At 60.9% G+C, this 24,205-nt stretch carries 18 protein-coding genes and 2 pseudogenes; 6 read left to right on the top strand and 14 right to left on the bottom strand.

What is annotated here, in order from left to right; translation table 11 throughout:
• Positions 1-73: 73 nt before the first annotated feature.
• From BBG20_RS16355 to BBG20_RS16340, 4 genes are all read right to left on the bottom strand, one after another.
• The gene (locus BBG20_RS16355) at positions 74-442 is read right to left on the bottom strand and encodes a protease inhibitor Inh/omp19 family protein (protein WP_065905118.1); all 369 of its coding nucleotides are present in this window, start codon (positions 440-442) and stop codon (positions 74-76) included.
• 49 nt (positions 443-491) lie between these two features.
• Positions 492-1,925 carry a serralysin family metalloprotease gene (locus BBG20_RS16350; RefSeq protein ID WP_065905116.1) on the bottom strand — a complete coding sequence of 478 codons (1,434 nt, stop codon included), beginning with the start codon at positions 1,923-1,925 and terminating at the stop codon, positions 492-494.
• A gap of 366 nt (positions 1,926-2,291) precedes the next feature.
• Positions 2,292-3,395, bottom strand: a complete 1,104-nt coding sequence (locus tag BBG20_RS16345) for a DmpA family aminopeptidase (protein WP_065905114.1) — start codon at positions 3,393-3,395, stop codon at positions 2,292-2,294.
• A 9-nt stretch (positions 3,396-3,404) separates the two neighbouring features.
• On the bottom strand, positions 3,405-4,769 hold the full coding sequence (locus BBG20_RS16340; RefSeq protein WP_065905113.1) for an APC family permease: 1,365 nt from the start codon (positions 4,767-4,769) through the stop codon (positions 3,405-3,407).
• A 199-nt stretch (positions 4,770-4,968) separates the two neighbouring features.
• Here BBG20_RS16340 and BBG20_RS16335 point away from each other — a divergent pair, with 199 nt between their 5' ends.
• Entirely contained in the window at positions 4,969-5,754 is a 786-nt protein-coding gene (locus BBG20_RS16335; RefSeq protein WP_065905111.1) for a helix-turn-helix transcriptional regulator, read from the top strand.
• Positions 5,755-6,123: 369 nt separating this feature from the next.
• Here BBG20_RS16335 and BBG20_RS16330 read toward each other — a convergent pair whose 3' ends face one another.
• From BBG20_RS16330 to BBG20_RS16315, 4 genes are read right to left on the bottom strand one after another with little or no spacing between them, the layout of a single operon-like run.
• Positions 6,124-7,203: a polyamine ABC transporter substrate-binding protein gene (locus BBG20_RS16330; protein ID WP_065905109.1), complete on the bottom strand. Its 1,080-nt coding sequence runs from the start codon at positions 7,201-7,203 to the stop codon at positions 6,124-6,126.
• A gap of 60 nt (positions 7,204-7,263) precedes the next feature.
• Positions 7,264-7,605: a cupin domain-containing protein gene (locus BBG20_RS16325; RefSeq protein ID WP_065905107.1), complete on the bottom strand. Its 342-nt coding sequence runs from the start codon at positions 7,603-7,605 to the stop codon at positions 7,264-7,266.
• Positions 7,606-7,631: 26 nt separating this feature from the next.
• Positions 7,632-9,038, bottom strand: coding sequence for an NAD(P)/FAD-dependent oxidoreductase (locus BBG20_RS16320; protein ID WP_065905105.1), 1,407 nt, complete (start codon positions 9,036-9,038; stop codon positions 7,632-7,634).
• Between the two features lie 49 nt (positions 9,039-9,087).
• Complete coding sequence (locus BBG20_RS16315) at positions 9,088-9,897, bottom strand: helix-turn-helix transcriptional regulator (RefSeq protein ID WP_065905104.1); 810 nt, start codon at positions 9,895-9,897, stop codon at positions 9,088-9,090.
• Positions 9,898-10,154: 257 nt separating this feature from the next.
• Here BBG20_RS16315 and BBG20_RS16310 point away from each other — a divergent pair, with 257 nt between their 5' ends.
• A complete protein-coding gene (locus BBG20_RS16310) occupies positions 10,155-10,427 on the top strand; it encodes a DUF1652 domain-containing protein (RefSeq protein ID WP_065905103.1) in 273 nt (90 codons plus the stop codon).
• A 60-nt stretch (positions 10,428-10,487) separates the two neighbouring features.
• Here the strand turns inward: BBG20_RS16310 and BBG20_RS16305 are convergent, their stop codons facing one another.
• The gene (locus BBG20_RS16305) at positions 10,488-12,941 is read right to left on the bottom strand and encodes a UvrD-helicase domain-containing protein (RefSeq protein ID WP_065905161.1); all 2,454 of its coding nucleotides are present in this window, start codon (positions 12,939-12,941) and stop codon (positions 10,488-10,490) included.
• 218 nt (positions 12,942-13,159) lie between these two features.
• Here BBG20_RS16305 and BBG20_RS16300 point away from each other — a divergent pair, with 218 nt between their 5' ends.
• A complete protein-coding gene (locus BBG20_RS16300) occupies positions 13,160-13,855 on the top strand; it encodes a pirin family protein (protein WP_065905102.1) in 696 nt (231 codons plus the stop codon).
• A 66-nt stretch (positions 13,856-13,921) separates the two neighbouring features.
• On the opposite strand, the gene pgm is transcribed toward BBG20_RS16300, so the two are convergent.
• The 4 genes from pgm to BBG20_RS16280 all read right to left on the bottom strand — a co-directional run bounded on the left by pgm (position 13,922) and on the right by BBG20_RS16280 (position 20,225).
• Complete coding sequence (gene pgm, locus BBG20_RS16295) at positions 13,922-15,565, bottom strand: phosphoglucomutase (alpha-D-glucose-1,6-bisphosphate-dependent) (RefSeq protein ID WP_065905100.1); 1,644 nt, start codon at positions 15,563-15,565, stop codon at positions 13,922-13,924.
• A gap of 104 nt (positions 15,566-15,669) precedes the next feature.
• Positions 15,670-17,076 carry an aminotransferase-like domain-containing protein gene (locus tag BBG20_RS16290; RefSeq protein WP_065905098.1) on the bottom strand — a complete coding sequence of 469 codons (1,407 nt, stop codon included), beginning with the start codon at positions 17,074-17,076 and terminating at the stop codon, positions 15,670-15,672.
• Entirely contained in the window at positions 17,073-18,497 is a 1,425-nt protein-coding gene (locus BBG20_RS16285; protein ID WP_065905159.1) for a hypothetical protein, read from the bottom strand. Before BBG20_RS16285 ends, BBG20_RS16290 begins: the two co-directional genes overlap by 4 nt.
• A gap of 705 nt (positions 18,498-19,202) precedes the next feature.
• Entirely contained in the window at positions 19,203-20,225 is a 1,023-nt protein-coding gene (locus tag BBG20_RS16280; RefSeq protein WP_016975808.1) for a zinc-dependent alcohol dehydrogenase family protein, read from the bottom strand.
• A 247-nt stretch (positions 20,226-20,472) separates the two neighbouring features.
• On the opposite strand from BBG20_RS16280, the gene BBG20_RS16275 reads away from it, so the two are divergent.
• The 3 genes and pseudogenes from BBG20_RS16275 to BBG20_RS31855 form a co-directional block, all read left to right on the top strand.
• The gene (locus BBG20_RS16275; RefSeq protein ID WP_065905096.1) at positions 20,473-21,387 is read left to right on the top strand and encodes a LysR substrate-binding domain-containing protein; all 915 of its coding nucleotides are present in this window, start codon (positions 20,473-20,475) and stop codon (positions 21,385-21,387) included.
• Between the two features lie 202 nt (positions 21,388-21,589).
• Positions 21,590-22,738, top strand: coding sequence for a hypothetical protein (locus BBG20_RS16270; protein ID WP_065905094.1), 1,149 nt, complete (start codon positions 21,590-21,592; stop codon positions 22,736-22,738).
• Between the two features lie 36 nt (positions 22,739-22,774).
• Positions 22,775-22,984: pseudogene (locus BBG20_RS31855) on the top strand (SDR family oxidoreductase); the annotation flags it as partial.
• A 12-nt stretch (positions 22,985-22,996) separates the two neighbouring features.
• Here BBG20_RS31855 and BBG20_RS16265 read toward each other — a convergent pair.
• Positions 22,997-23,707 (bottom strand): annotated as a pseudogene (locus BBG20_RS16265) (LysR substrate-binding domain-containing protein); the annotation flags it as partial.
• Between the last annotated feature and the right edge of the window lie 498 nt (positions 23,708-24,205).

Raw genomic sequence — 24,205 nt, 5'->3', positions numbered from 1 at the left:
ACGCAATAGTTGCCCGCACCCCCGATCAGGAGCGGCCAACTAATAAACTTGAGTTATAGCGTTATAACGGCAACTAAGGCGCGCGGTGTAATACCACCACGCCACCCGACGCCGTGCGCCCCTGGTATTCGCCTTCTTTCTGGCGATTCAAATGGGTTATCCCGCTGCCTTCGGCGTTCATCAGCCAGATGCCGTCGGGGGTCGGCGACCAGGTCCGGGGCGTGTCCCCCAACCATTGCGCCACGCACGCCACGTCGCCGCCCAAGGCGTTGGCCTGTTCCAGCAGGTCGAGGGCGCAGACCTGATCCGCCTGGTGCAACTGCCAGTGCCCCGCCAGTTGGGCGCTGCTGGGTAATACAAGACTGCTCGCCATTGCGTGGGCTCCTGCCGACACGACTATCACCTGCACAGCGCAGGCGATCGATTGAAAAAAACCTTTCATTGAGCGGCTCCATCCTCAAAGCGCGGCGCCGAAGCGCCGCGCTCGTGCATCACGCCACGATGTCGCTGACGGCCGCCTGGCCTACGGTAGTGACGAGGAAATCCGCCACGCCGTGACCGGAGAAGTCGACCGCCAGGGTCCCCAGGTTGGTGCCTGCCGCGTAGGTCAGTACAGCATCGCCGGCATGCCCGGTGAAGGCATTGACGAAGGTCAGGCCTGCGCCTTTGGTGATGCCGCTGAGGTCGATCTTGTCCGAACCCGAGGTAAAGTCAAAGATCTTGTCTGCCGCACCCGGCTTGGAGTCGGAGCTGGCGCCGAACACAAAGGTGTCATTGCCCGCGCCGCCCCACAGTTGGTCGGCACCGCCACCGCCGTAGATGATGTCGTTGCCGGCGCCACCCTTGATCACGTTGGCCGCGTTATTGCCGATGATCAGGTCGTTGCCGGCACCGCCGAACGCGTTCTCGATGGTCACGCCCTTGGCGATGGACACGTTGCCCACCAGGCCGCCGACATCGGAAAACGACGCCTCATTGAGGTTGATCTTCTGGTTCTGGGTAAAACCGGAGAAGTCCAGGGTATCGTTGCCGCCCCCGTCCCACACCGAGAACACCAGCTTGTCGGCATTCGAGGTGGCGCTGTAGAAATCACGCCCGGTGTTTGAGTTGAAGCCGTAGGTGGTGTCGCCGGCGCGGGTGTTGTAGTTGGCACCGTAGAGCTTCTGGATCGCCGCAATGTCGTCCAGCAACGGGCCCGACGCATAGGCCTCGACCCCGCCTTTGCTGAAGTTCTGGTTGGTGTTGCTCTCGCTCCAGTAACTCATGACGCTGTAGCCGCGAGTGTCCTGTCCATAGGTCGCGTCGTTGTAGGTCGGGTTGCCATTCCCGGCGTTGTAGTCGCCAGGGTGAGCCAGGCCTAGGGTGTGGCCGATTTCGTGGGTCAGGGTCTGCCGGCCGTAGTTGTTGAGGTCCGGCGTCTTGTTGGGCGTGTAGCTGCTGTTGGTCAGGTACCACGAGGTGCCGTCGTAGCCCGCGCCGGTGCCGGGCAGGTAGGCGAAGGCCGCCGCGCCGTCCTGGCCGCCGCTGTAGTTGCCGAAGGTCATGTGGGTATCGCCGCCGGTGGCCTTCTCAGTGAAGGTCACGTTGGCCACGTCCGACCAGGATTGCATCGCCAGTACCGCCTGGTCTTTCTGCTGGGCGTTGAACTGGCTGAAACCCGAGATCCCGTGTTTGTTCAGGGTGCTCGAGGAGGCCGAGGTCAGGAAGGTGTAGGTCAGGTCGATCTTGCCGTTACCGTTCACGTCCCGGTATGCAGCGCCGTCGCGCAGCAGCTGGGTGGCTGCCTGATCGACGGAATAGGACGGTTTGCCATTGACCGTGAGGTTGCCGCCACGGTCATACAAATGGCTGAAGCTATCGATTTGCGAATACGCCGTGCTGACTTGCGCCGCCGACACAATAGCCTGCTCTTTTACTTTTGACATAAACGTACTTCCTTGTTTGCAAATGCATCAGTTTTGATCGATAGGAACCCCGCGGGCGAGATCGTCCTATCACTCGCCTCTTTTGAAGGCGTAAGAAAACTGACACAACTTGAAATCTTTCGTCCACTTGTATTTCTTTGGCAAAACAGTGGCACGCCAGCAACTTTCAGAAGTTCAAGGCCGTATTTATTGGGCCGGCGAGTTTTTGTCGGACAAAAGACCGTGCCGGTTATTTAAATATTAAATAGCAGTAAAGCCGCCCAACTTGGGCGGCCTGCTTAATTAATGGATCCAATATATTGGCAGGGTGTCATTCACAACACTAAATAGCCATTACCTTAACGTATTAATCCTGTGTGTCCCGTATTACCGGGGCAGACGCCAGCCGGTCTTGCTGAGTGCTTCCAACAATGTATCGGCGCCGAGTCCAGGCACTTTCACGCCGGCGTCGGTCAGCATGTCTTCCCCGGCCAGGATCGCGTTGATGATGGCTTCCTCCACCGCCTCGGCGGCCGCGCTGAACAGCGGCGAAATATGATCGTTGTTGACCATCTGCAGTGCGCTGCTCAGCGGCAGGTCCTTGCGCGCGTAATCGGCGGGCGGCAAGTCGTGGTTGCCGGTGGCGAACGCCAGGAACAGGTCGCCGCTGGAATCCTCGGTACCGCCGCCGGTGCGCGCGATGCCGATGGATGCGCGTTGCGCCAGGCGCTGGCACTGATGCGGCAGCAAGGGTGCGTCCGTGGCGATGATCACCACGATCGAGCCCATCCCCGGCGTGCCGCGCTCGGCAAACGGCGAGGGGATATCCAGCAACTGACGCCCCACCGGGTAGCCGTCGACGCGTAATTCCTGGCGTTTACCATGGTTGGCCTGCACCAGCACGCCGACGGTCCAGCCACCCTGCTCCGCCGGCAAGCAGCGCGAGGCGCTGCCGATGCCGCCCTTGAATTCATGGCAGATCATCCCCGTACCACCGCCGACGGCACCCTCCTGCACCGGGCCACCGGCGGCGTTATCCAGCGCCTCGCGCACATGCGCAGGCTTTACGTGCTGGCCCCAGATGTCATTGAGCAGGCCATCGTAGGTTTCCATCACCACCGGCATGCACCAGTACACCGCCGGGTCCGCCAGGCGCTCGCGCTCCAGGGCGATCAAGGTGTCGCGCACAATGCCGATGCTGTGGGTGTTGGTGATGGCCAGCGGCGTGGTCAACAGGCCCGCCTCGCTGATCCACTCCAGGCCGGTGGCATCGCCATTGCCGTTGAGCACGTGGTAACCGGCGAAGCACGGTTGCTGGCGCGCCTCCCCGGCCCGTGGCTGCACCACGGTCACCCCGGTGCGCACCTGCTTGCCATCAATGCGCGTGTTGAGCGTACTGTGGCCGACCCGCACCCCGGGAACATCGGTGATGGCATTCAATTCGCCGGGGACACCCAGCCCCAAAGTGATGCCTAGTTGACGTGCACGCATAACCACTCCTTACAATTTCTGGAACGCCGGACTCAACCGGCCACTGATGCAATACAGAATCACCGACAAGGCCAGCAAGCCGATGATGATCATGATGTCGCGCACCGAGGCTGCCACCAGCAAGGTCACTAACAGGTACCCGGCGCCCAGCACGGCCACCAGCGCCGGCAGCGGCCAGAGCGGCATGCGGTAAGGGTGCTCGCGGTCGCGCAGCAGTACGCGGCTCATCAACGCGCTCAACGCCACCACCAGGTACACCAGCATGATCAGCAGCACGCTGAACGAGGTGAGATCGGCCAGGTTGGAGCTGAAGCTCAGCAGCGCCGACGGGATCGCCAGGAACAGCGTGGCCAGCCAAGGCGAATCCCAGCGCGGATGGATGCGGGTGAACAGCTTATTGATGGTAGGCGTCCACAGCGCATCCCGCCCGCTGCTGAACACCACGCGACCGATCTGGATCACGATGGCGACGATGGCGTTGAACACCGACAGGAAGATCCCCGCGCTGACCAGTCGCGACAGGGTTTCGTTGCCATGGCTGGTCAGCAGATAGCCGATCGGGTCCGGGCTGCTGATCATCGCGCTCAGCGACGGCGCGCCGATCAACAGCGCGGTAATCGGCACCAGTTCGATCACGACCACCAGGCCCAGGGACCACAACACCGCCTTGTGCACGCCCTTGCCGCCGCACTTCATGTCTTCGGCGAGCAACACCGCCGGGCCATAGCCGTTGTAGGAAAACAGACCAATGCCCACCGCGCCGATCACCAAGGCCCAGGGCGCCAGGTGCAACACGCCGTTTTCGACGATCTGCGGTTGGAACAGCACACTGGCGGGCTGCACCGGATTGCCAAAGCCGATCACCACGATCACCAGCAACGCCGCGACTTCCAACAGCAGGCACGTGCCGGTGATCCAGGCATTGAGCTTGATATTGAGGATGCCCAGCGCGTAACTGCACACCACGATCACCAGCGCGACGGTCTGTGCGTCGAAATGCGTGCCCAGCGCGTTGTTCAGGTAGGTCGCGGCGCCCGTGGCCAATACCGGCGGGATAAACAGCAACATCACCAGCACCGTCAGAAACGTCGCATAGCCGGCCATCCCCCCAAACACCCGCTTGGCATACACATATTCACCGCCCGCACTGTTATGGGCGCGGCCCAGTTCGGCGTAGCAAAAAGCGAACATCAGCGCCAGCAGCCCGGCCATCACAAACGCCAGGAACACCCCGCTGCCGGCCTGTTGAATGGCAAAGGGCGCAATCACGAAGACGGAACTGGCGGGCGTCACCGCGGACACGGTGATGGCCACCACATCGAAGACACTCAGGGTCGGTTTCAGCACGCCGTCGGGCGTGGGTGAAGTGCTCATATCGTTATCCTCTGTCGTTGTTCTTGGTGTGAGGCAGAAACGAAAAGTCTGAATATCGCGGGATATGTTTCCCACTGGATAATGGCGAAGGTAAACGCTGGGTTTATGTCAGCCAATTCCCCTATTGGCGTACTCCCCTTGACGGCACCCGACAAAAGCCGAACCCTTGGCCGATCTTTTGCTGGCGGGAGCCTGTTACATGAGCCTGTTCCGGGAAGTCGGCATGCACGCAGGGCTGGGCCGCACCGTCGCGCACATCGGCACCGAGCGCTTCTGGAAACAGCTGGTGCTGTTGCTGCACCAGTGTTTGCCGTTCGATAACGCCCTGGCGATTTACTATCCCGTGGAGGGCGCCCCCCAGGCCCTGGAAGAATACGACGCCCAGCCCAGCAGCAAGCCGGCCTCGATGCTGGTGTACCTCAATGGCTTGTACCTGCTCGACCCGTTCTTCCAGGCTTGCCGCGAAGGCTACGCCAGCGGCGTGTACCGCCTGGAAGAAGTGGCGCCGGACCATTTTCGCCAGAGTGAATACTTCCTCAATTACTTCCACGACAATGTGCTGGAAGACGAGGTGCAATTCATCCTGCAACTGCCTGGGGCGGGCACGTTGTCGTTGTCGCTGGGGATGCAAAGGCGCTTCAGCGCCGATGAGACCGGGCTGATGACCACCTTGGCGGCGTGGGTGTTGCCATTGATGCAGCAGCACTGGCAGCAGAGCACCCAGCGCGCGCCGGCCATGGACAGCCAGATTCGCGATGCACTGGGCCAGTTCGGCTGCGGCGTGCTGTCGGACCGCGAACTGGAAATCGCCCGCCTGGTGCTGCGCGGGTTCTCTTCCAAGGCCATGGCCGAGCGGCTGAACATCTCGCCGGACACGGTGAAGGTGCACCGTCGGCATCTTTACGCGAAGCTGGATATTTCGTCACAGCCGGAGCTGTTTTCGTTGTTTATCCAGTCGTTGGGGCATGATCTGGAAAATCCCTGAGCCGGAGGGCTCAGGGATGAATGGGCGGGGTGTTGTGTGAGGTGGGGTTTGATGGTGGCTCGATTGTGCAGGGTGGCCCTATTGCAGAAGGTGGCTTTTCCTTTCTTTTGTGGCGAGCGGGCTTGTCGAATCGTCGCACCGCCCGCGTTGGGCTGCGAAGCAGCCCCCAAACCAGCCTCAGATGAGTACCTGATACACCGCATGCTCACTGAATGGGGCTGCTGCGCAGCCCAACGCGGGGCAAGCCCGCTCGCCACAGTAAACCCGCTCGCCACAACAACCCGGTTCACCACAACGAGCCGGTTCACCACAGCAAATGGTTCACCACACTAAACAGGCTTGCCGCAGTAGCCACTCCACCCCCTATCTTCAGCGCCCGGTACGAATGGTGTTCCACACCCGCGTCCGAATCCGGTCGATGTTCAGCGGCATGGCTTCCAGCGCGAACAGCTTGCCCATCATCTCGGGGCTCGGGTAGACCTTGGTGTCGGCCTTGATCGCCGGGTCCACCAGGCTGTCGGCGGCCTGGTTGCCGTTGGCGTAGTGCACGTAGTTGGTGATGCTGGCCATCACTTCCGGGCGCAACAGGTAGTTCATGAACGCATAGCCGGCTTTTTCGTCGGGCGCATCGGCGGGCATGGCGACCATGTCGAACCAGATGGCGGCGCCTTCCTTGGGAATGTTGTAGCCGATGTTCACGCCGTTCTTGGCTTCCTTGGCGCGGCTTTCGGCTTGCAGGATGTCGCCGGAGAAACCGACGGCCACGCAGATATCGCCATTGGCCAGGTCAGCGGTGTACTTCGAGGAGTGGAAGTACGCCACGTAAGGCCGCACTTTCATCAGCAGGTCTTCGGCTTTCTTGTAGTCTTCGGCCTTCTTGCTGTGGTGCGGCAAGCCCAGGTAATTCAGCGCGGCGGGCAACAATTCCGGGCCGTTATCGAGGATCGCCACCCCGCACTTCTGCAACTTGGCCATGTTCTCGGGCTTGAAGATCAAGTCCCAGGAATCCACTGGCGCGTTATCGCCCAGCACCGCCTTGACCTTGTCGATGTTGTAGCCGATGCCGGTACTGCCCCACAGGTACGGGAAGCCGTGGGCATTGCCCGGGTCGTTGTTTTCCAGGGCCTTGAGCAGCACCGGGTTGAGGTTCTTCCAGTTCGGCAACTGGCTCTTGTCGAGCTTCTTCAGCGCGCCGCCCTGGATCTGGCGGGCCATGAAGTGGTTGGACGGAAACACCACGTCGTAGCCGGATTTACCGGTCATCAACTTGCCATCCAGGGTTTCGTTGCTGTCGTAGACGTCGTAGGTAAAACCGATGCCGGTTTCTTTCTGGAAGTTCTTGGTGGTGTCCGGCGCGATGTAGTCCGACCAGTTGTAGATTTTCACCGTCTCGGCGGCCTGGCTGATAGAGGCCACCAACATCAAGGGCAACAGGGCAATGGCTTTCATGGTTCGATTTCCTGGCGGTTTTAGGGCTGTTTTTATGGCAGGCGATCAAGGATCAAAGCGTTACAGAATCAATACGTAGGTCTTGCGCACGGTTTCCTGGATATCCCAGATACCGGTGCTGTTGGCTGGCAACATCAGTGCGTCGCCGGCTTCTATGTGAATGGTTTCTCCGTGGTCCGGGGTGAAGGTGCAGCGACCCTGGATAAAGTGGCAAAACTCCTGGGATTTGATCTGCCGACGCCAGCGGCCCGGCGTGCACGCCCAGATGCCGGTTTCGACGCCGTCGTTGCGCTCCACGCTCAGGGTCGACGCCACGGCGATGGGCTCGCCCAACGGCACGGCCACCGGTGATGCGTCGGGCAAGTGGGCATTCAGCGTGTCTTTGAATTGAGTGATGCTCATGGGTTTTCCCGTGTGAGTGAAACGACTTAGTGCATGAAACCTTCCATGAACTCGGCCATGCCGGTCGCCAGCTTGCGGCGCCAGGGCGCGGTGTTGGGGTTGGCCAACACCTGGTCTTCATGGACAAAACTGCGAATGATCGCGTTGTACCCCAGCCAGCGGCAGGGTTCCGGTTCCCAGGCCTTGAGCGCGTCCAGGCCGCGCTCGCGGATCACCCAGGGTTGCTGGACCAGCGGCGTGTCGCGGCCCAGGATCAAGTCGGCCAAGGTGCGGCCGCCCAGGTTCGTCGCACCGACGCCCTCCCCGCCATAGCCGCCGGACAGCGCGATGCCGGTCTTGTGATCACAGAGCATGTGCGGGCGGAACCGGCGCGACATGCCGAGGTTGCCGCCCCAGGAGTGGGTGATCCGCACGTTCTTGAGCTGTGGGAAGAGTTCGCCGAACAGGTAGCGACGCAGCTCGACCTCGCTGTCGGTCAAATCGAAGTTGTGCCGCAACTTGCCGGCGAACTGATAACCGCCACGGGCGCCGAACACCAGGCGGTTGTCCGCCGAACGCTGGCCATAAGTGACCTGGCGGCTGCTCTCACCAAATGCCTGGCCATGGTTCAGGCCGATTTGATCCCAGGTGCTGGCAGGCAGCGGCTCGGTGGCAACGATCAGGCTCTGTACCGGCAATTGGTACTGGCCCAAAGGCGGCAACGTCGTGGCATACCCCTCCACAGCCGGCACCACCCAGGCGGCGCGCACACTGGCCTTGGCGGTGCGCAGGCTACCGGACTGCCAGTGGGTGACCGGGCTGTTTTCGTAGATCGCGACACCCATGCGCTCCACTACCCGCGCAAGGCCGCGCACCAGCTTGGCCGGGTTGATCGTGGCGACATGCGGTGCATAAATACCGCCATAGGGCTTGGCGATGCGAATCTGCTCGGCCAATTGCTGCGGGCCGAGCCAGCGATAGTCGGCCTCCGTCAGGCCCTGGGCATGCAATTTATCCAGGTAGCGGCGCAGGCTGCCTTCCTGCTCGGGGTAGCGCGCGGCACAGTACAACGCGCCGCCCTTGCGGTAGTCGCAGTCGATGCCTTCATGGGCCAGCACCTGCGCCACTTCGTCGGGGATGGCGTGCAACAGGTCAAACGAGGCGCGACGTTGTTCGGGCGCGAGGCCCGCCAGCAGGCGGTCTTCACCCAGCAGGTTGCCCATCAGCCAGCCGCCGTTGCGGCCGGAGGCACCGAAGCCGGCGGTTTGCGCCTCGATGATCGCGATTTTCAGTTCAGGCGCCTGGCGTTTCAGGTAATAGGCGGTCCACAGGCCGGTGTAACCGGCGCCGATAATGGCGACATTGACGTCCAGGTCATGCTCAAGGGAGGCCCGCGCGGTCAGCGGGTCGTCCAGCTGGTCCATCCATAAACTGATATTGCGCCATGCCGGCATGCCAAGCTCCCCTACCTCGTTTCGATAGGCTGGATCCTAGAGCGCGGCGTTATTGGCTGTCTTGCGCGCGTGCACGCAGGGAAATTTGTTTGACGTAGGCCTTGGGCGATTGGCCGGTGTGCTGGCGAAACGCGCTGTAGAACGCCGACAGCGAATTGAAACCGGCCGCAAACGCCAGGTCATCGACCTTGATCGGCGGCACCGCGCTGTCCAGGGCTGCGAGCAAATGCTGGAGCCGCGCCTGGTTGACGTAGCGGTAGAAGCTTTGCCCCAGCACCTGGTTCAGCAGGTAGGAAATCTGATTGCGGCTGTAGCCACACTCCTTGGCAACCCGCTGCAGGTCCAGCTCCGGGTCCAGGTAGGGTTGCTTGCGCTCGAAGTATTGCTGCAGGTCATTGGCCATGTGCCCCAATTGCTGGGGCGACAGGCCCAGGCGGCTGACCGTGGGTCGCGTCGCCTGCGTCGGCTGTTCATGCACCAGCGACGCGTATTCATTGACCCGCCAGATCAACCCGTCCCGCACCGTGATGGCCTCGCTGGTACGAAACGACACCAGGCCCTGGCTGCCCCGCAGCGTGATGCGGTACTGGATAAACGCGGTGTCGCCATCGGCGCGAATGCGATCGGAGTGTTCAATCGCCTCGTCCGCTTCGCGGGGCATGCTGGCCTGCAGGTACTCACGCAACTCGGCATAGCCGACCACGCGGTTCTGGAAGAAGTCGTGGTACTGGATATCCGCGTGGTAATAGGACATCACCCCGTCCAGGTCCCGATGCCGCCAGCACAGGTGGTGGCGCAGCACCAGTTCACGCGTGGCGTGGGAACACTGGCTGTCATCGTCGGGGCTGAGGTCGGGCATGAAGAGCTCTGCGGCGGGTAAACCCTGGAGATTGCCGAATTTTCGCGGTGCGTTCAATGGACGGTGGCAACTTCTGACTAATGGCCTTTTGCCTAATTTCTTGTAAGCCGTGATCCATATCAAACGAATCGAAAACAACCGCCGAACGGGGCTAAAAAAGTCTCCTTGGGCTTGCGAACGAATGCTATTTTGAAGTTCTCCGACGCCACGACCAGTGAAGGTCATGGCTCCCTGCCGCGAGCTAAAGGAAGCGCTCAATGTACAAGGTGGGCAATATGAACAAAGTGACGTTCCCCAACGCCTGCCAGCTGATGCGCTGGCATTTTCATCCGATGGGCTTCGAGGCGAGCATGGACGCGCCCGGCAGTATGATCGCCCGCCTGTTCGACCGTGTCAGCGGCGAAACCTTGATCGCCATTGCCGGCATCCCGTGTGCCACGGTGATGAACGCCGCCGACGTGGAGCGCATCATCGAGGCGGTGGAGGATGAACTCGAGTCATTCGTGCCGCCGCTGTCGTTGCGGGCCTGACAGCTCATCCATCAAACAATGGGTCAACGATCTGGGTAGGCATCGCCGTCAAGCCGGCCCCTACACAAGGATTCGTTGGTCGTCGAAGAATGCTTTCCTGCCATCCACCCGCTCCGAGGCTTTCGGCACATTCACTGCCGGACCTTCCGGTTTCTCCACATACCAATAGCAGTGGCTCACCGCTCGGGTAATACCGACATAAGCCAGGCGCAGCACTTCGTCCTTTTGCGCTGTGTCATAGGGCTCGCTGTCACCGTCCTTGCCCAGGCCCGCCATGCGATAGACCTGGTTCTTGTAGGGCGAGCTGGTTACGTGCTGGCAATCTCCCAGCAGGAAGACCGCATCCGCCTGCAGGCCCTTGGCGCTGTGATAGGTCAGCTGTTTCAACCGGCGCGCCTGGATTGGCAAACTAGAATCCACATTAATTACAGACTGAATATGCTCTTGAATCAATAGTTTATCGCTGCTTTTTCGATACAACATCAATACTGAATCGCCCTGCTGATAGTGCTCCAGCAGCTTGCGACCTAAGGCGGCGTCGTCACGTTCGAGTACGGTGACCGGCACCAACGCCTTGGGTGTGCCAGCCGCCTTGGCTTTCTTGCCAGGGATCGCCGGTGCGGCCCGCACAATGTGTTCGGCAGCATCAATGATGTGCTGATGGCTGCGGTAGTTCTCACCCAGCATCACCCGCGTGGTACTCGGCGACGGGAACTCCTGGTTGAATGCCATGAAGTACTTCGGCGAACTGCCGCGCCAGCCGTAGATCGACTGCCAGTCATCGCCCACGCACAACAACGACGAGCGTTGCGCCCCCCGCCCGACATGCATCGCCGGGCCGCGACTGCGGATCTCGCGCAGGCTGGCGCGGATCCACGAGACGATCTGCGGCGACACATCCTGGAACTCGTCGATCATCAGGTGCGACATCGGGCGCAACAGCGGATCACTGAGCAGCTTGAGGTTTTCCGGGGTATTTTCGCCGAACAGCGAAAACATCCGGTTGTAGGTCATGATCGGCGGGGATTGATCGAGCAGATGGTCTTCCAGGGCTTTCCAGAAAATGCTCAGGGCCTCGAAGAAGAAGCGATCGGGATCGTCCTTGGCAAAGCTCATGTTGCCGACGGCGGTCGGCACGTCGAGCCCCAGGTTCTCGATAAACCCCGCCGCCATGACAAAGCTGTCCAGCAACGGCGCCGAGGCCAGCTCACCCTTGACCTTGTAATCAAAGCCGGGCCCGGCACTGGCGTCACCGGCGAGGCTGCTCAAAAGGCGCTTGGACGAATCGTAACTATCCAACCATATCAATGGCTTATGACAGAAAGCTTGAAACAGGGTGCGCTTTACCGCCCACTCTGCACGCACCGACAGTTTTGCATTCGGCCGGCTGATCTGCGCGTTCTCCCGCGAGTCGAAGCCCAGCACTACCCAGGCATCCAGCTCCGGGATATAGCCATGGCAGTGAAACTGCGCACCATTGATTTCGAAGGTCTGGCGGCTGGGCTCAATGCCCTTGATCGGCCACGCGCCGGCACGGAACCACAGGTCCTCGATCACATCACAGAGCTCTTCATCACGCTTGGCAGCCAGTTCGGTCACTGCCATGCGCTTCTGCACATCCGGATGGTCGCGCTCCAACTCCTTGAGTTGCAGGCCTTGTCGGGCCAGCGGTGTCATCAGCTCGCGAAATCGCGCGTGGCGGCCATGCAACTGGTGATAGCAGGCATTCATCTGCTGGCGCTGGGCATCACCGATACGCAGGTCGAACGGGTTGCTGTCAGCCTCTTCGAAACCCGCGCTGAGGTTCTCGAACGCCTGCAGGCGCTCAAAGCCCGGCAGGCTGCGCACCATCGGCAGGATGCGCGAATGAAAGGTGCGCACCACGGCCTGGGCTTCTTTAAAACCAAGGGGTTGGCCCCAGAGGTTGAGGATTTCCATGAGCTTGTTGATGAAGTCTTTGCGCGACTCGCGGGTGAACGTCACGACGGTCATCGAGCTGAGTTCAAAGCCCAGGTAATGGGTGAGCAGCAGAATCCGCAGCACCAGCGAGGTCGATTTGCCCGCGCCGGCGCCGGCAATCACCGAGGTTGATGGCGTATCGCTGAAGATCATCTTCCATTGCGCCGCGCTCGGTTGGGCATGGGCCGGCAGGAGTCGGGCAACGTCAGCCTTGATACGCTTCTTGATATCGGCCGTGAGCGGCAGGCGCCAATCGTCGAACAGGCTGTCATCCACGCCCGGCGCACGGTGCTCGTCCGGGCGGAAGTCGCGGATCAGCAGGACTTGGCGGCCTTCTTCAAGGCCGTCCGCCTTGCCCTCGCGATAGCCGTACTCCACCCCTGCTTCATGGCCGCTGCGAAAACCATCGGCCTGGCCGTGCAACCAGGAAAACCGGTGCTGGGCACGCAACCGGGTCAGGCCATGGCCAAACAGGCGAGCGGCGAGGCGTTTCAACAGGGGCATTTCTGCCAGGGGGCGCAGTTCAGGGGGCAGATCAGGCTTGTGTTGCGGCACGCGGACTCCTGCGATGAGCTGAGTTTCAACAAGTTCGCCATGGTCGCCGGAATTGCCGTTCAGTTCCACCAATTGCTTTGCCGTCATGCAGTTAGGCGATGAACTGAAAGTACAAGCGCCGGCTACCAATCTAATCGATTGATAGGAATCAGGCATTTTTTACGCTTTTTATCGATTATGCCCTGCTGGATCATAGGCGCCATCAACAGGAGACGATCATGCTTGAACTTCGACCTTTTACCACCTTGGGCGGCGCCCACCACGGCTGGCTCGATGCCCATCATCATTTTTCATTTGCTGAATACCATGATCCCAAACGCATGCACTGGGGCAACCTGCGGGTGTGGAACGACGACATCATCGCCCCTGGCACCGGCTTCCCGCAGCACCCGCACCGGGACATGGAAATCATCACTTATGTGCGTGAAGGCGCCATCAGCCACGCCGACAACCTGGGCAACAAAGGCCGCACCGAGGCCGGTGACGTACAGGTGATGAGTGCCGGCACCGGCATCGCCCACAGCGAATACAACCTGGAAGCGACACCCACCAAGATCTTCCAGATCTGGATTATCCCGAACGAGGCCGGTTTGCCGCCGTCGTGGGGCGCCAAGCCGTTCCCCAAGGGTGATCGAGAAGGCTTTGTCACACTGGCCAGCGGCAAGGCCGGAGACAGCGAAAGCCTGCGCATTCGCGCCGATGCACGCCTGGTAGCGGCCAATCTGAAGGCTGGGGAAACTGCGCAATACCGCCTGGACCAAGGGCGTCGGGCGTATCTGGTGCCGGCGACGGGCGTGATTGAAGTCAATGGCTTGCGTGCGCAAGCGCGAGACGGGGTTGCCGTGGAAGATGAGCAGGTGTTGCACGTGACGGCAATTGAAGACAGCGAGATCGTATTGGTCGACCTCGCTTGAGCCGTGGCTTGCCGGCGATGGCGGTCTTGCGAGCGCTATCGCCGGCAGGCCGGCGCCTTCAGCGGGTTATTCGCTGATGGCGCCGTCAACCAGCACTTGTGCCTCTTCTACCAGCTGCTTGAGGTGATCTTCGCCGATAAAGCTCTCGGCGTAGATCTTGTAGATGTCCTCGGTGCCGGACGGACGCGCGGCGAACCAGCCGTTTTCGGTCATCACTTTCAAGCCGCCAATCGCCTGGTTGTTGCCCGGCGCATGGCTGAGGATCTGCTTGATGCTTTCGCCGGCCAGTTCGGTGGAGGTCACCTGCTCCGGCGACAGCTTGCCCAACAGGGCCTTTTGCGCCGGCGTCGCCTTGGCGTCGACGCGAATGGCAAAGGGTTCGCCCAGCGCATCCGTCAAGCCACGGTAGATCTGGCTCGGGTCCTGGCCTTTGCGCGAGGTCATTTCTGCCGCCAGCAGCGCCGGGATCAAACCGTCCTTGTCGGTGCTCCACACCGTGCCGTCCTTGCGCAGGAACGAGGCACCGGCGCTTTCTTCACCGCCAAAGCCCAGCGAACCCTCGAACAGCCCATCGGCGAACCACTTGAAGCCCACCGGCACTTCGTACAGGCGCCGACCGATGCGGGCGGCCACGCGGTCAATCAGGCCGCTGCTGACCACGGTCTTGCCCACGGCCGCGTCGGCACGCCAGTCGGGACGGTTCTGGAACAGGTAGTCGATCGACACCGCGAGGTAGTTGTTGGGCGCCAACAGGCCGCCGGACGGGGTCACGATGCCGTGGCGGTCGTGGTCCGGGTCGCAGGCGAAGGCAACGTCGAAGCGCTCCTTGAGGCCGATCAGGCCTTGCATGGCGTAGCTGGAGGACGGGTCCATGCGGATCTGGCCATCCCAGTCGACGCTCATGAAGCGGAACGTCGAATCGACTTCGGTGTTCACCACGTCCAGGTTCAGGCGGTAATGCTCGGCAATCGCCGACCAGTAGCGCACCCCTGCTCCGCCCAGCGGGTCCACGCCCAGGCGCAGGCCGGCGCTGCGGATGGCGTCCATGTCGATCACATTGACCAGGTCCGCCACGTAGCTATTGAGGTAGTCATGGCGATGGGTGGTGTCCGCCTTGAGGGCCTGCGCGTGGGTGATGCGCTTGACGCCAGCCAGCTTGTTCGCCAGCAGTTCGTTGGCCTTGGCTTCGATCCACTTGGTGACGTGGGTATCAGCCGGGCCACCATTGGGCGGGTTGTACTTGTAGCCGCCGCTTTGCGGCGGGTTGTGTGACGGCGTGATCACGATGCCGTCGGCCAGGCCGCTGGTACGACCGCGGTTGTAGCAGATGATGGCGTGGGAAATCGCCGGCGTTGGTGTGTATTCATCACCTTCGGCCAGCATCACGTGCACGCCGTTGGCGGCCAGCACTTCCAGCGCACTGGCGCCGGCTGGCGTCGACAGTGCGTGAGTATCCAGGCCGACAAACAGCGGGCCGTTAATGCCCTGGGCTTCGCGATACAGGCAGATGGCCTGGCTGATGGCGAGCACATGCCATTCGTTGAAGCTCAGGTCGAACGAGCAGCCCCGGTGCCCGGAGGTACCAAAGGCCACGCGCTGGGTGGAGATTGCTGCATCAGGCTGGCCGGTGTAGTAGGCCGTGACCAGTCGCGGGATATCCACCAGCAACTGGGCTGGCGCCGGCTTGCCCGCAAAAGGACTGATTGTCATGCATGAACCTCGGAAAGAAGGAATCGGAAAAGTCGCAGTTTACTGAGTGTTCGACTGCTGCGCGACGGTATCGATCCTACAGCATCAAGAGAAAATTCACGTATTCACCCCATCTGTGCCTGCCGCAGCGCGTCGCTCAATGCCGCCAGGGCAATATCCAGGTTGGTTTGCCCTTCAAAGGTATGACTGATGCGCAGGTGCTGGCGATGCAGGCCGCTGACACTGAACAGTTCACCCGGGGCCATCACCACGTGTTCAGTCAGCAGGCGCTGGAACACCTGGCGCATGTCGACCGGCCGGGTGCAGCCCAGCCAGAACGTCGCCCCGGCGGCGGGCGCGCGGTAAGTCACCTGGTCTCCCAGGTGCTGGTCCAGGCGCTGGCCCATTTCGGCGGCCTGCTCGCGCAATTGCTGGCGCAGTGCGCGCAAGTGCTGATCGATCCGGCCGCTCTGGTACAGGCGCGCAATGGCACGCTGGCGGATCGACGACAAGCGAAATGAACGCAGCAGAAACTGACGCTGCAATTCACTGCTCATGCGCCGGGACAGCAGATAGCCAAAGGGGGCTTCCGCGCCCAGGACCTTCTCGAACGAAGAAAACACGATCAACCGTTCGGGGTTCACCAACTCCCGCAGGGGCGCTTGCGCCCCCTTGAAACCCAGCTCGCCGAAGGTGTCGTTCTCCAGCAGCCAGCAGCCGTATTGCTCGAGCAACTGCGCCACGCCCAGGCGTTCGCTGATCGACATCGCCACCCCCGAGGGCAAGCTGACAGCCGAGGACAGCAACACCAGGTGCACGGGCTCATCACGTAACAGTTGATCGAGGGTCGCCATGTCCAGGTGCCCGTCGGGCGTCCAGGGCAACTCGATGAGGTGCACCCCGGCATCCTGGAACAGACGCAGGATCAGCCAATCACACGGTGACTCCACAATCACCGTGGTGCCCCGCAGGCCCAGCACCTCGATCAGAATGTCCAACACCCCGCGCAAATCGGCACCGATATACACCTCGTCGGCGTGCCAGCAGCGCGTGGGCGATGTGGTGTAGCGCGCCGCCAACGCCGCGCGCAACTCCCACACGCCGCACGGCTGCGACCACGGCTGCAACGGGTGCGGATAGTGACGCACCAACTCGCGTTCCAATCGCAACAAGCTGCTATCCAGGGATGCCAGCAACGCCGGCTCATCGCCGCTGAGCACCAGCATGCCGGGGCGACGGGCCGCCGCGTAGAGCCGATCGAGCAAATCGCCGCCCGCCCAGGCCGACGGGCTCACCGACAGCGGCCAGGCGTAATAGCCCGATTTCGCCACCGAATAGACCCTGCCCTCCTTCTCCAACAGCGAATACGCGTATTGGATCGTCGAGATCGATACGTTCAGGCGCCCGGCCAGTTGGCGCAAGGACGGCAGTTTTACCCGGGCATCGGTACTGACCTGGTTGATCAGGCTGATCATGTAGCGATAGACCGCCTGATACGCGAAGTCAGCCTGCCGCTCGCCGCGCAGGCTCATTGACCGGACAATTGCAGGGCCTGCGCAGGGTTGCGGGCCGTTGCGCGGGCGCCGCGCGGTTTACTGCCCGTAATGACCATCGGCCGTTTCTGGTACAGGTGCAGCAACAACGGCAGCGGCAAGCCACTGGTGTCCACCACCCACTGCTGCAGCATGTCGGCGCAGGGCTTGCCCTGCAGCAGTTTGTGCAGCTCAGGCAGGGCCACCAACATGCCGGGATGGCACTGGCGCAAATAGCTTTCGAGCCTTTCGCCATGATGGATAAACGGCGAGAACAACAGGCAAGTCAGCTGGGTTTCATCCAGGCCGAAAAACTGGTTGGCCTGGGTGGCCGACAAGGTGCGGCCATCACCGGTGCAAGCCTCGGCGAACATCGCCTCGCTCAGGTGCAGGCGGCGCATGAACGGCGCCACCTGCTGGATAAAGCCTTCGACGCCCATTTCGTAGTCCAGCGTGCGCAGGCACTCGGCCTGCAACCCACGCAGGTGAGCCATCAGCAAGGGATGGGAAAAGGCCGGATGGCTGAAATGAAAGCCCAGGGCGTCAGGGGTGTGGGCCATGAACTCGGTGAGCAAGGACGACGACCTCGGGTCGACGCCATCGAGCAGGTCGGCAATGCCGATGTACGCCAAGTGGCGGTGGCCGGCGAGACTGGGCGTGACGCGCGGCGCATGTTCTTCGCCGTACAGGTCGTCGTAGTAAGCGGTGCTCCATTCTTCCATGCGCGCGAACAAGCCGTTGAGCGACTGCGGCCAGGCTTTGGGGGCGGCGACACCGGTGCCCAGCGCGGTTTTCTTCAGCCAGGCAAGCAAGTGGCTCTGCTTGCGTGGCGAATCGCCACTGACCAGCGCATGCACACCGCCGCGCCAGGTGCTGGCCCGCTGGTAGAAATCCCCCAAGGCCAGGTAGGTGTCATTGCTCAGCGCCGCGCGACAGTCTCCGGCGGTCATGTGCCCCACCATCACCCGATTGCGCTGGCTGATTTCGCGCCCGGCGGCATTGGCCGGGCGAAGGTGGTTAAAGGGGTGAACGTCGTGGTTTTCCACCATCAACAACTCCACGCGCGGGTCGTCGTGGAGAAACAGGCGGGCGTAGCCTCGATTGAGGGTGTCGAGCCTGCTCTCGGTCATGCCGGGGTAGCGCAGGGTCGCGACCCGCAAGTGAAAGGTACGCGGGGCCCGGCCGGCAATACTCAGTTGCGCAGCGCGCAGCAGCGCCAGGGTGTAGCTGCTGACCTCGCCGCCGCCGTGGGCGATCAGCACCTTATAATCCCCCACCTGTTCCATGCCACCCGCCGCGACCACGATACGCTGGATCAACAATTGAAGTGCAGTACGTTCAGCGCGATTAAAGTGCCCGATCAAGCGTTGCAGAACTTGCTGGTAAACATACGTCATGGCTTGTTCGTGAATAGTGCTCATCATTCTACTACCTGAGTTGAAATATCAGTTTCAAGCAACTGCTGACAGTGTTTGCTTGAGCTATTGCGCAGATAAGAAGTTCGCCCGTCGCCAGGTGCACCGATGAATAGACACTAGCACCGCGCAACAAAACGACACGGATCTCTTCGGGCATGGCTCACGCCTGGAAAACGCACAGACAGCCTTTATTACTGGGCCGAAGCGCGCCGAGGCGGCCATCCTAGGACTATTCCGACGCCCTCCTACGCACCTTTATCCAACAACTTGAAGAAACATCCGACAAATTGATTCAAGCAACTTCTTGCTGTCCACACTGTGAACTTCCCCTGCAAGTAAGTGCTCGCCCTGCACCACGTCTCGGCTACGCGATGAGTTCGAAGCCCTCGCGGATGACGCATCAAATAGTCAATCATTGCTCAGTCCTTGAGATGAAAGTGAAGGGCAATTATCAGCGCTGGAATAATGATTAATAGATACAGAAGCTGGCCGAAAACCAGTGCAGATAGACAACACCGCAGGCGTTAATGACGCGCACACAACAACGCCGCGCTGGAATTCAACGCGGCGTCAGGGGGAAAGCCAGGAATCAGGGGCTCAAATGCAGGGAGGTCAACTTGAAGCCTGCGCGGCTTCAGCCCTGTCAAATGGCGCATTTGCCCCATGCGCCAGCGGTCAGGAACACTCGTTTGCGAATATTCCTACGCCTTAAACAGCTTCAACCTGCAGTGCCACACGCTCGCGGCACGGGCATTCGTCCATGTAGCGGTGTGCTTCCACGAACTGATTGAATGGAAACACCGTGGTTTTCAGCGGTACCAGCACGCGGTCAGCAGTCAGCTGGTTGATATCCCGCAAGGCGCGCTGCAAGGCGACCTGGTCCTGGATGATGCCCAGCTCAGGCTTGCCGGTGAAGTTACCGATGCAGTGCACAAAGAACTGAATGTTCTTCTGGAACGCCGCACAGGCCGGGAATGGCGTCTGGTTGCCACCTTGCAGGCCATAGAGCACCAGGCTGCCACGTGGCGCCAGCACATCACCGAGCAGCGACATCTGCGGGCCGCCCAAGCCATCGAACACCACGTCCACGCCGCGGTTGTCGGTGAACTTGTTGATCTGCATCAGCAGGTCCTGTTCTTCGGTGACGATGACTTTCTCCGCACCGAGGGACAGCAGGTATTCGCGCTCTTCGCTGTCCTTGGTGGCGGCAATCACCCGCACACCCAGGGCTTTACCCAGTTGCACAAAGGAAGGACCGGCGCAGTGGCTGGCGTCCGTCACCAGGGCAAATTGGCCGGGCTTGACGCGTGCCAGGTCCACATACGCAAAGTAGGCGATCAGCAGCGGCGTGTAGTGCACGCTGGCTTCTATGGGGCTCAAGACATCCGGGTAGCGGGTCAGGGCCGAACGGGGCAGGACGATCTGTTCGCCATACACCGGGTAATCATTGGGGCTCTCGGCCGGAAAACTGGCGACTTTATCGCCGACGGCCAAGTCATCCACGCCATCGCCTACGGCAACCACGACACCGGCCATCTCATGACCAAGGCCGGACGGCAGGCGTGCATGGGAAGACGCCAGGTTCTGGCGCCACAGAATGTCATACCAGCTGATGCCAATCGCTTCGACACGCACCTGCACTTCGCCCGGTGCGGGCTGCGCGGCTGCATGCTCTTCGCATTTGAGCACCTCGGCCGGACCAAACTTGTGAAAACGGATCGTGCGGGACATCGCAAACCTCGTCAAAGTAACCTCTAATGCCATGAACTCTATCTGGGCTTTCCAGGTAAGACCACCGGTCGCCGTTAATAGTCGACATGTCTGTTATTGATTCCGCAACTGAGGAATTGACCTCAAGTATCGTAGGAAAACTCAATTATCCTGTGCAGAGTACCAGCCTTTCCCCGTAAGATTCATGCCGGTCATTGTTCCTATGTGGCCGCTCTCGTCAAGTTTGCTGACTCTTCCAGGACACAAGATGAACCGTAACGACCTGCGTCGTGTCGACCTTAACCTCTTGATCGTATTCGAAACCTTGATGCATGAGCGCAGTGTGACCCGCGCTGCCGAGAAATTGTTCCTGGGCCAGCCGGCGATCAGCGCGGCATTGTCGCGCCTGCGTGGGCTGTTCGATGACCCGCTGTTCGTACGCACTGGCCGCAGCATGGAGCCGTCGGCCCGCGCGGTCGAAATCTTCGCCCTGCTCTCCCCGGCCCTGGACTCGATTTCCACCGCCGTCAGCCGCGCCGCCGAGTTCGACCCGGCGACCAGCACCGCCGTTTTCCGTATCGGCCTGTCCGATGACGTCGAATTCGCCCTGCTGCCCCAACTGCTCAAGCGCCTGCGCGCCGAAGCCCCCGGCATCGTGCTGGTGGTGCGCCGCGTCAACTACATCCTGATGCCCGGCCTGCTCGCTTCCGGCGAAATCTCGATTGGCGTCAGCTACACCGCCGACCTGCCGGCCAACGCCAAGCGCAAAGTCCTGCGCCGCAGCCTGCCGAAACTGCTGCGCGCCGACAGTGTGCCGGGCTCCCTGAGCCTGGACGACTTCTGCGCCCGCCCCCACGCGCTGGTGTCGTTTGCCGGCGACTTGAGCGGGTTCATCGACGAAGAACTGGAAAAGCTCGACCGCAAGCGCCACGTAGTGCTCGCCGTGCCGCAGTTCAACGGCCTGGGCACCTTGCTCTCAGGCACCGACATCGTCGCCATCGTCCCCGACTACGCCGCCGAAGCCCTGACCGCCGCCGGCGGCCTGCGCGCCGAAGAGCCGCCGTTGCCGGTGCGCTCGTTTGAACTGCACATGGCGTGGCGAGGGTCGCAGGATAATGATCCGGGGGAGCGGTGGTTGCGGTCGCGGATTCAGATGTTTTTTGGGGATCCGGATAGCCTGTAAAAAACTGCGCATATCAAAAAACGATTATTGACATATAGCCATATGAAAATCTAACCCACTGCAGTCAGCCCAACGCCACTTGATTCCAAAGTTCAGTTCAAGTACACGCAGCGGAAAGTTCTCGAAAATAAAATGCAACTTGTATTCGTTACTCGACAATGTCAATTTGCCATGACGATGAGCCTGTAGATCACGGGAAATTATGACAGTCATTGCGTTTTTCGAGGACGTGCGTATCGCGATCGCCGATGTGCTGATAACCAAGAGCCTGGGGCGCGAAGCGGCACGTACTCCCACAGGTGGCACCACCGAAGACTTTGCCAGGCACGGGCTGCAAGTCACCCGCCTTGTCCGCAAGATGGTCACGGCCGAGGGGCCGGTCGGCAGGATCGAGTGCCTGGTGGCGGGCACTGTAAGCCACATCGACGCTTTCGCCCAGGTTCTGCAAGCGGTCCTCAACAACTCGCTGCCACTACCGGATGAGTTGCGCGAAACGGTGCGCCGGGCGGGGGTATTTGGTTGTTTCCAGGTAGCGACTCAAATTGCCGACAACAGCGGCTTTTCGGAATACGAGGTGATCGGCGTTGCTGGCGCCAACATGTGCTTCCAAACCGTCGATGCAACCCGTGTGGAGGAAGTCCTTCCCTACTTCGGCAAGGTGTATATCGCTGGCAGCGGCTCGTTCGATCTCTTGCACTGGCTACGCCTACGCGGCGAGACGTTTGCGCGCGTCTTCGCGGAGCACCCGGAAGATACCAAGCGCTTTCATATCGCTCATATGGTACCGCTGATGCTGATGCAAGAGGACCTAGGGGAGCAGCGAACCTTGCAGGCGGGCGTCGGTGGCTACTACGAGGCGTTTCAGATCCTTCCTGGGAAGCTCGAACCGTTTGATGAGTGCCTCACGGTGTTCGTCGACCTGCTTGGGCGCAAGCGTGATGCCACCGTCCAAGTGCGGCACGTGCTGTATCACTGCTACCGTGGCAGCACGCTGCATGTGCTGTCGCTCAACACTCCCGTAAAAGTCAGCGCCGTAGCCCCGGTGAAAGTGCCGCTGGACGATTTTGGATACCACGAGATTCCTCCGCTGCAGGGCAGCTCGGTGTCGCCGTCATGGACCCGGCATATGGTAGCGGCGAAGTTAAGGGGAGCGCGCACCATTCGTACCGTGATCCGCAAAAAGGTTGGCGGGAAATGGGTGGACAAGCGCCTGCTCAACAATGGTGCGGTACCGGTGGTGCTGACAGTCTCGCTAGCCGGCGATAACCTGGTGCTGGCGGTGGATGTGCAATCCTACGAACAGCACTTCACTCGCTTTCCCAGCGATCACGATACCGTGCTCAAGGTCTAGCGGCCTGTTGCAAATCTACTGCAGCCGCTACGGATGCCCTTGGCCCGGGATGAGCTCAGTGGCCCGCGCGGGGACGGTTACCGCCGCATGATCGAATAATCCGCCGCCAAGCGGGGTGGTACGCCCGATGAAGTCGCTACGGTCGCCGCGCTGCTGATGGGCCCTGAAGGCACATTCATTACCGGCAGCGACTTCCTTATAGACGGCGGTGTAACCGCTCAATATTGGTACGGCGACGACCAGTAGGGCTAAACGCCGTCAAGCTTGCTGGCGTACCCACTCGCGCACCGCTTCCGCAAACATCCGCAAGGCCATCGGCGGGTGTCGGTTAGCCGGGTAGTAAAGACATGCACCGGCATAGGAAGGCCCCCAGTGAGGCAGCAGATGGACCAGCCGCCCGGCCTGTAAGTGCGCCTCGACCTGCTGCTCAGGCACCCACGCGATGCCAATGCCCGCCAGCGCGGCCTTAGTCATCAGGTTGAGATTGTCCATGGTCATGGGCCCGTTGACATCAATGCTGGCTGACCTGCCCGCATGGTCGAGGTCCCAGCAAAACAGCGTGCCGCTGGCAAAGCGAAACCGGATGCATCGATGCGCCTTGAGGTCATGGGGTGCACTAGGCGCCGGGTGCCGGCTGAGGTACCCGGGCGAAGCCACTGCGGCAAATCGCACGTCGGGGCCGAAGCGCACCGCGATCATGTCCCGCGGGACATCATCAAACAGGCGAATGCCGGCATCGAACCCATCGGCGACGATGTCGACCAAGCGGCTATCGGCCACACACTCGATATGGATCTGCGGGTTGTCCTGGAGGAATTGGGGCATGACGTGCTGGATCAAGCATTTGAATGACGACTCGGACGCACTTAGGCGGATCAGGCCGGATGGAGTGTTGCGCTCCGACGTGACGTCGTTGACCGCGCATTCGAGATCGCCCAACAGCGGTTGTACGCGCTTGAACAGTTGCTCTGGAAGGAACTCCTCCCCCCATTCACAATTTTTGACTGACGCTGAAAGCCACCCCATACCAGCTTGGTCTTCTGTCAGCAATCGTCATTCTCGATCGCTCACACACCCGGTACGGGTGGGGGCAAAAATAGGGGCATAACTCATTTTTTCTGCCTGAAACTACCTTTCCAGAGGTAAGTAAAAATGTTTTTTGGGGATCCTGAGAGTCTATAGAAGCCGTCTGGCAGGCCGTTTATCTGATCATTTCTGGCTTTTCATAGGCCATGGAGATCCATCCACTTCCAGAGGATTGCCAGACTTGGGGCATGCTTCGGATGATTTAAAAGGATGCCCCCAGCCTGAAGCCAAGCAGGCTATTGATGAGAATGGGGACACTGATGGTGATAAGAATCCTCGATCCTACCCGGTATCAATGACCGAGCCGTAGTGAGCGCACCACCCACCACACTCGACAATTGCGTGCGAATGAAAAAAAGATGATGGCATAATGCCTTGGCA

This window comes from Pseudomonas aylmerensis, assembly GCF_001702265.1.
GTDB lineage: Bacteria > Pseudomonadota > Gammaproteobacteria > Pseudomonadales > Pseudomonadaceae > Aquipseudomonas > Aquipseudomonas aylmerensis.
Note: the sequence above shows the minus strand (reverse complement) of the source record. Positions and strands in the feature narration are given on the sequence as shown.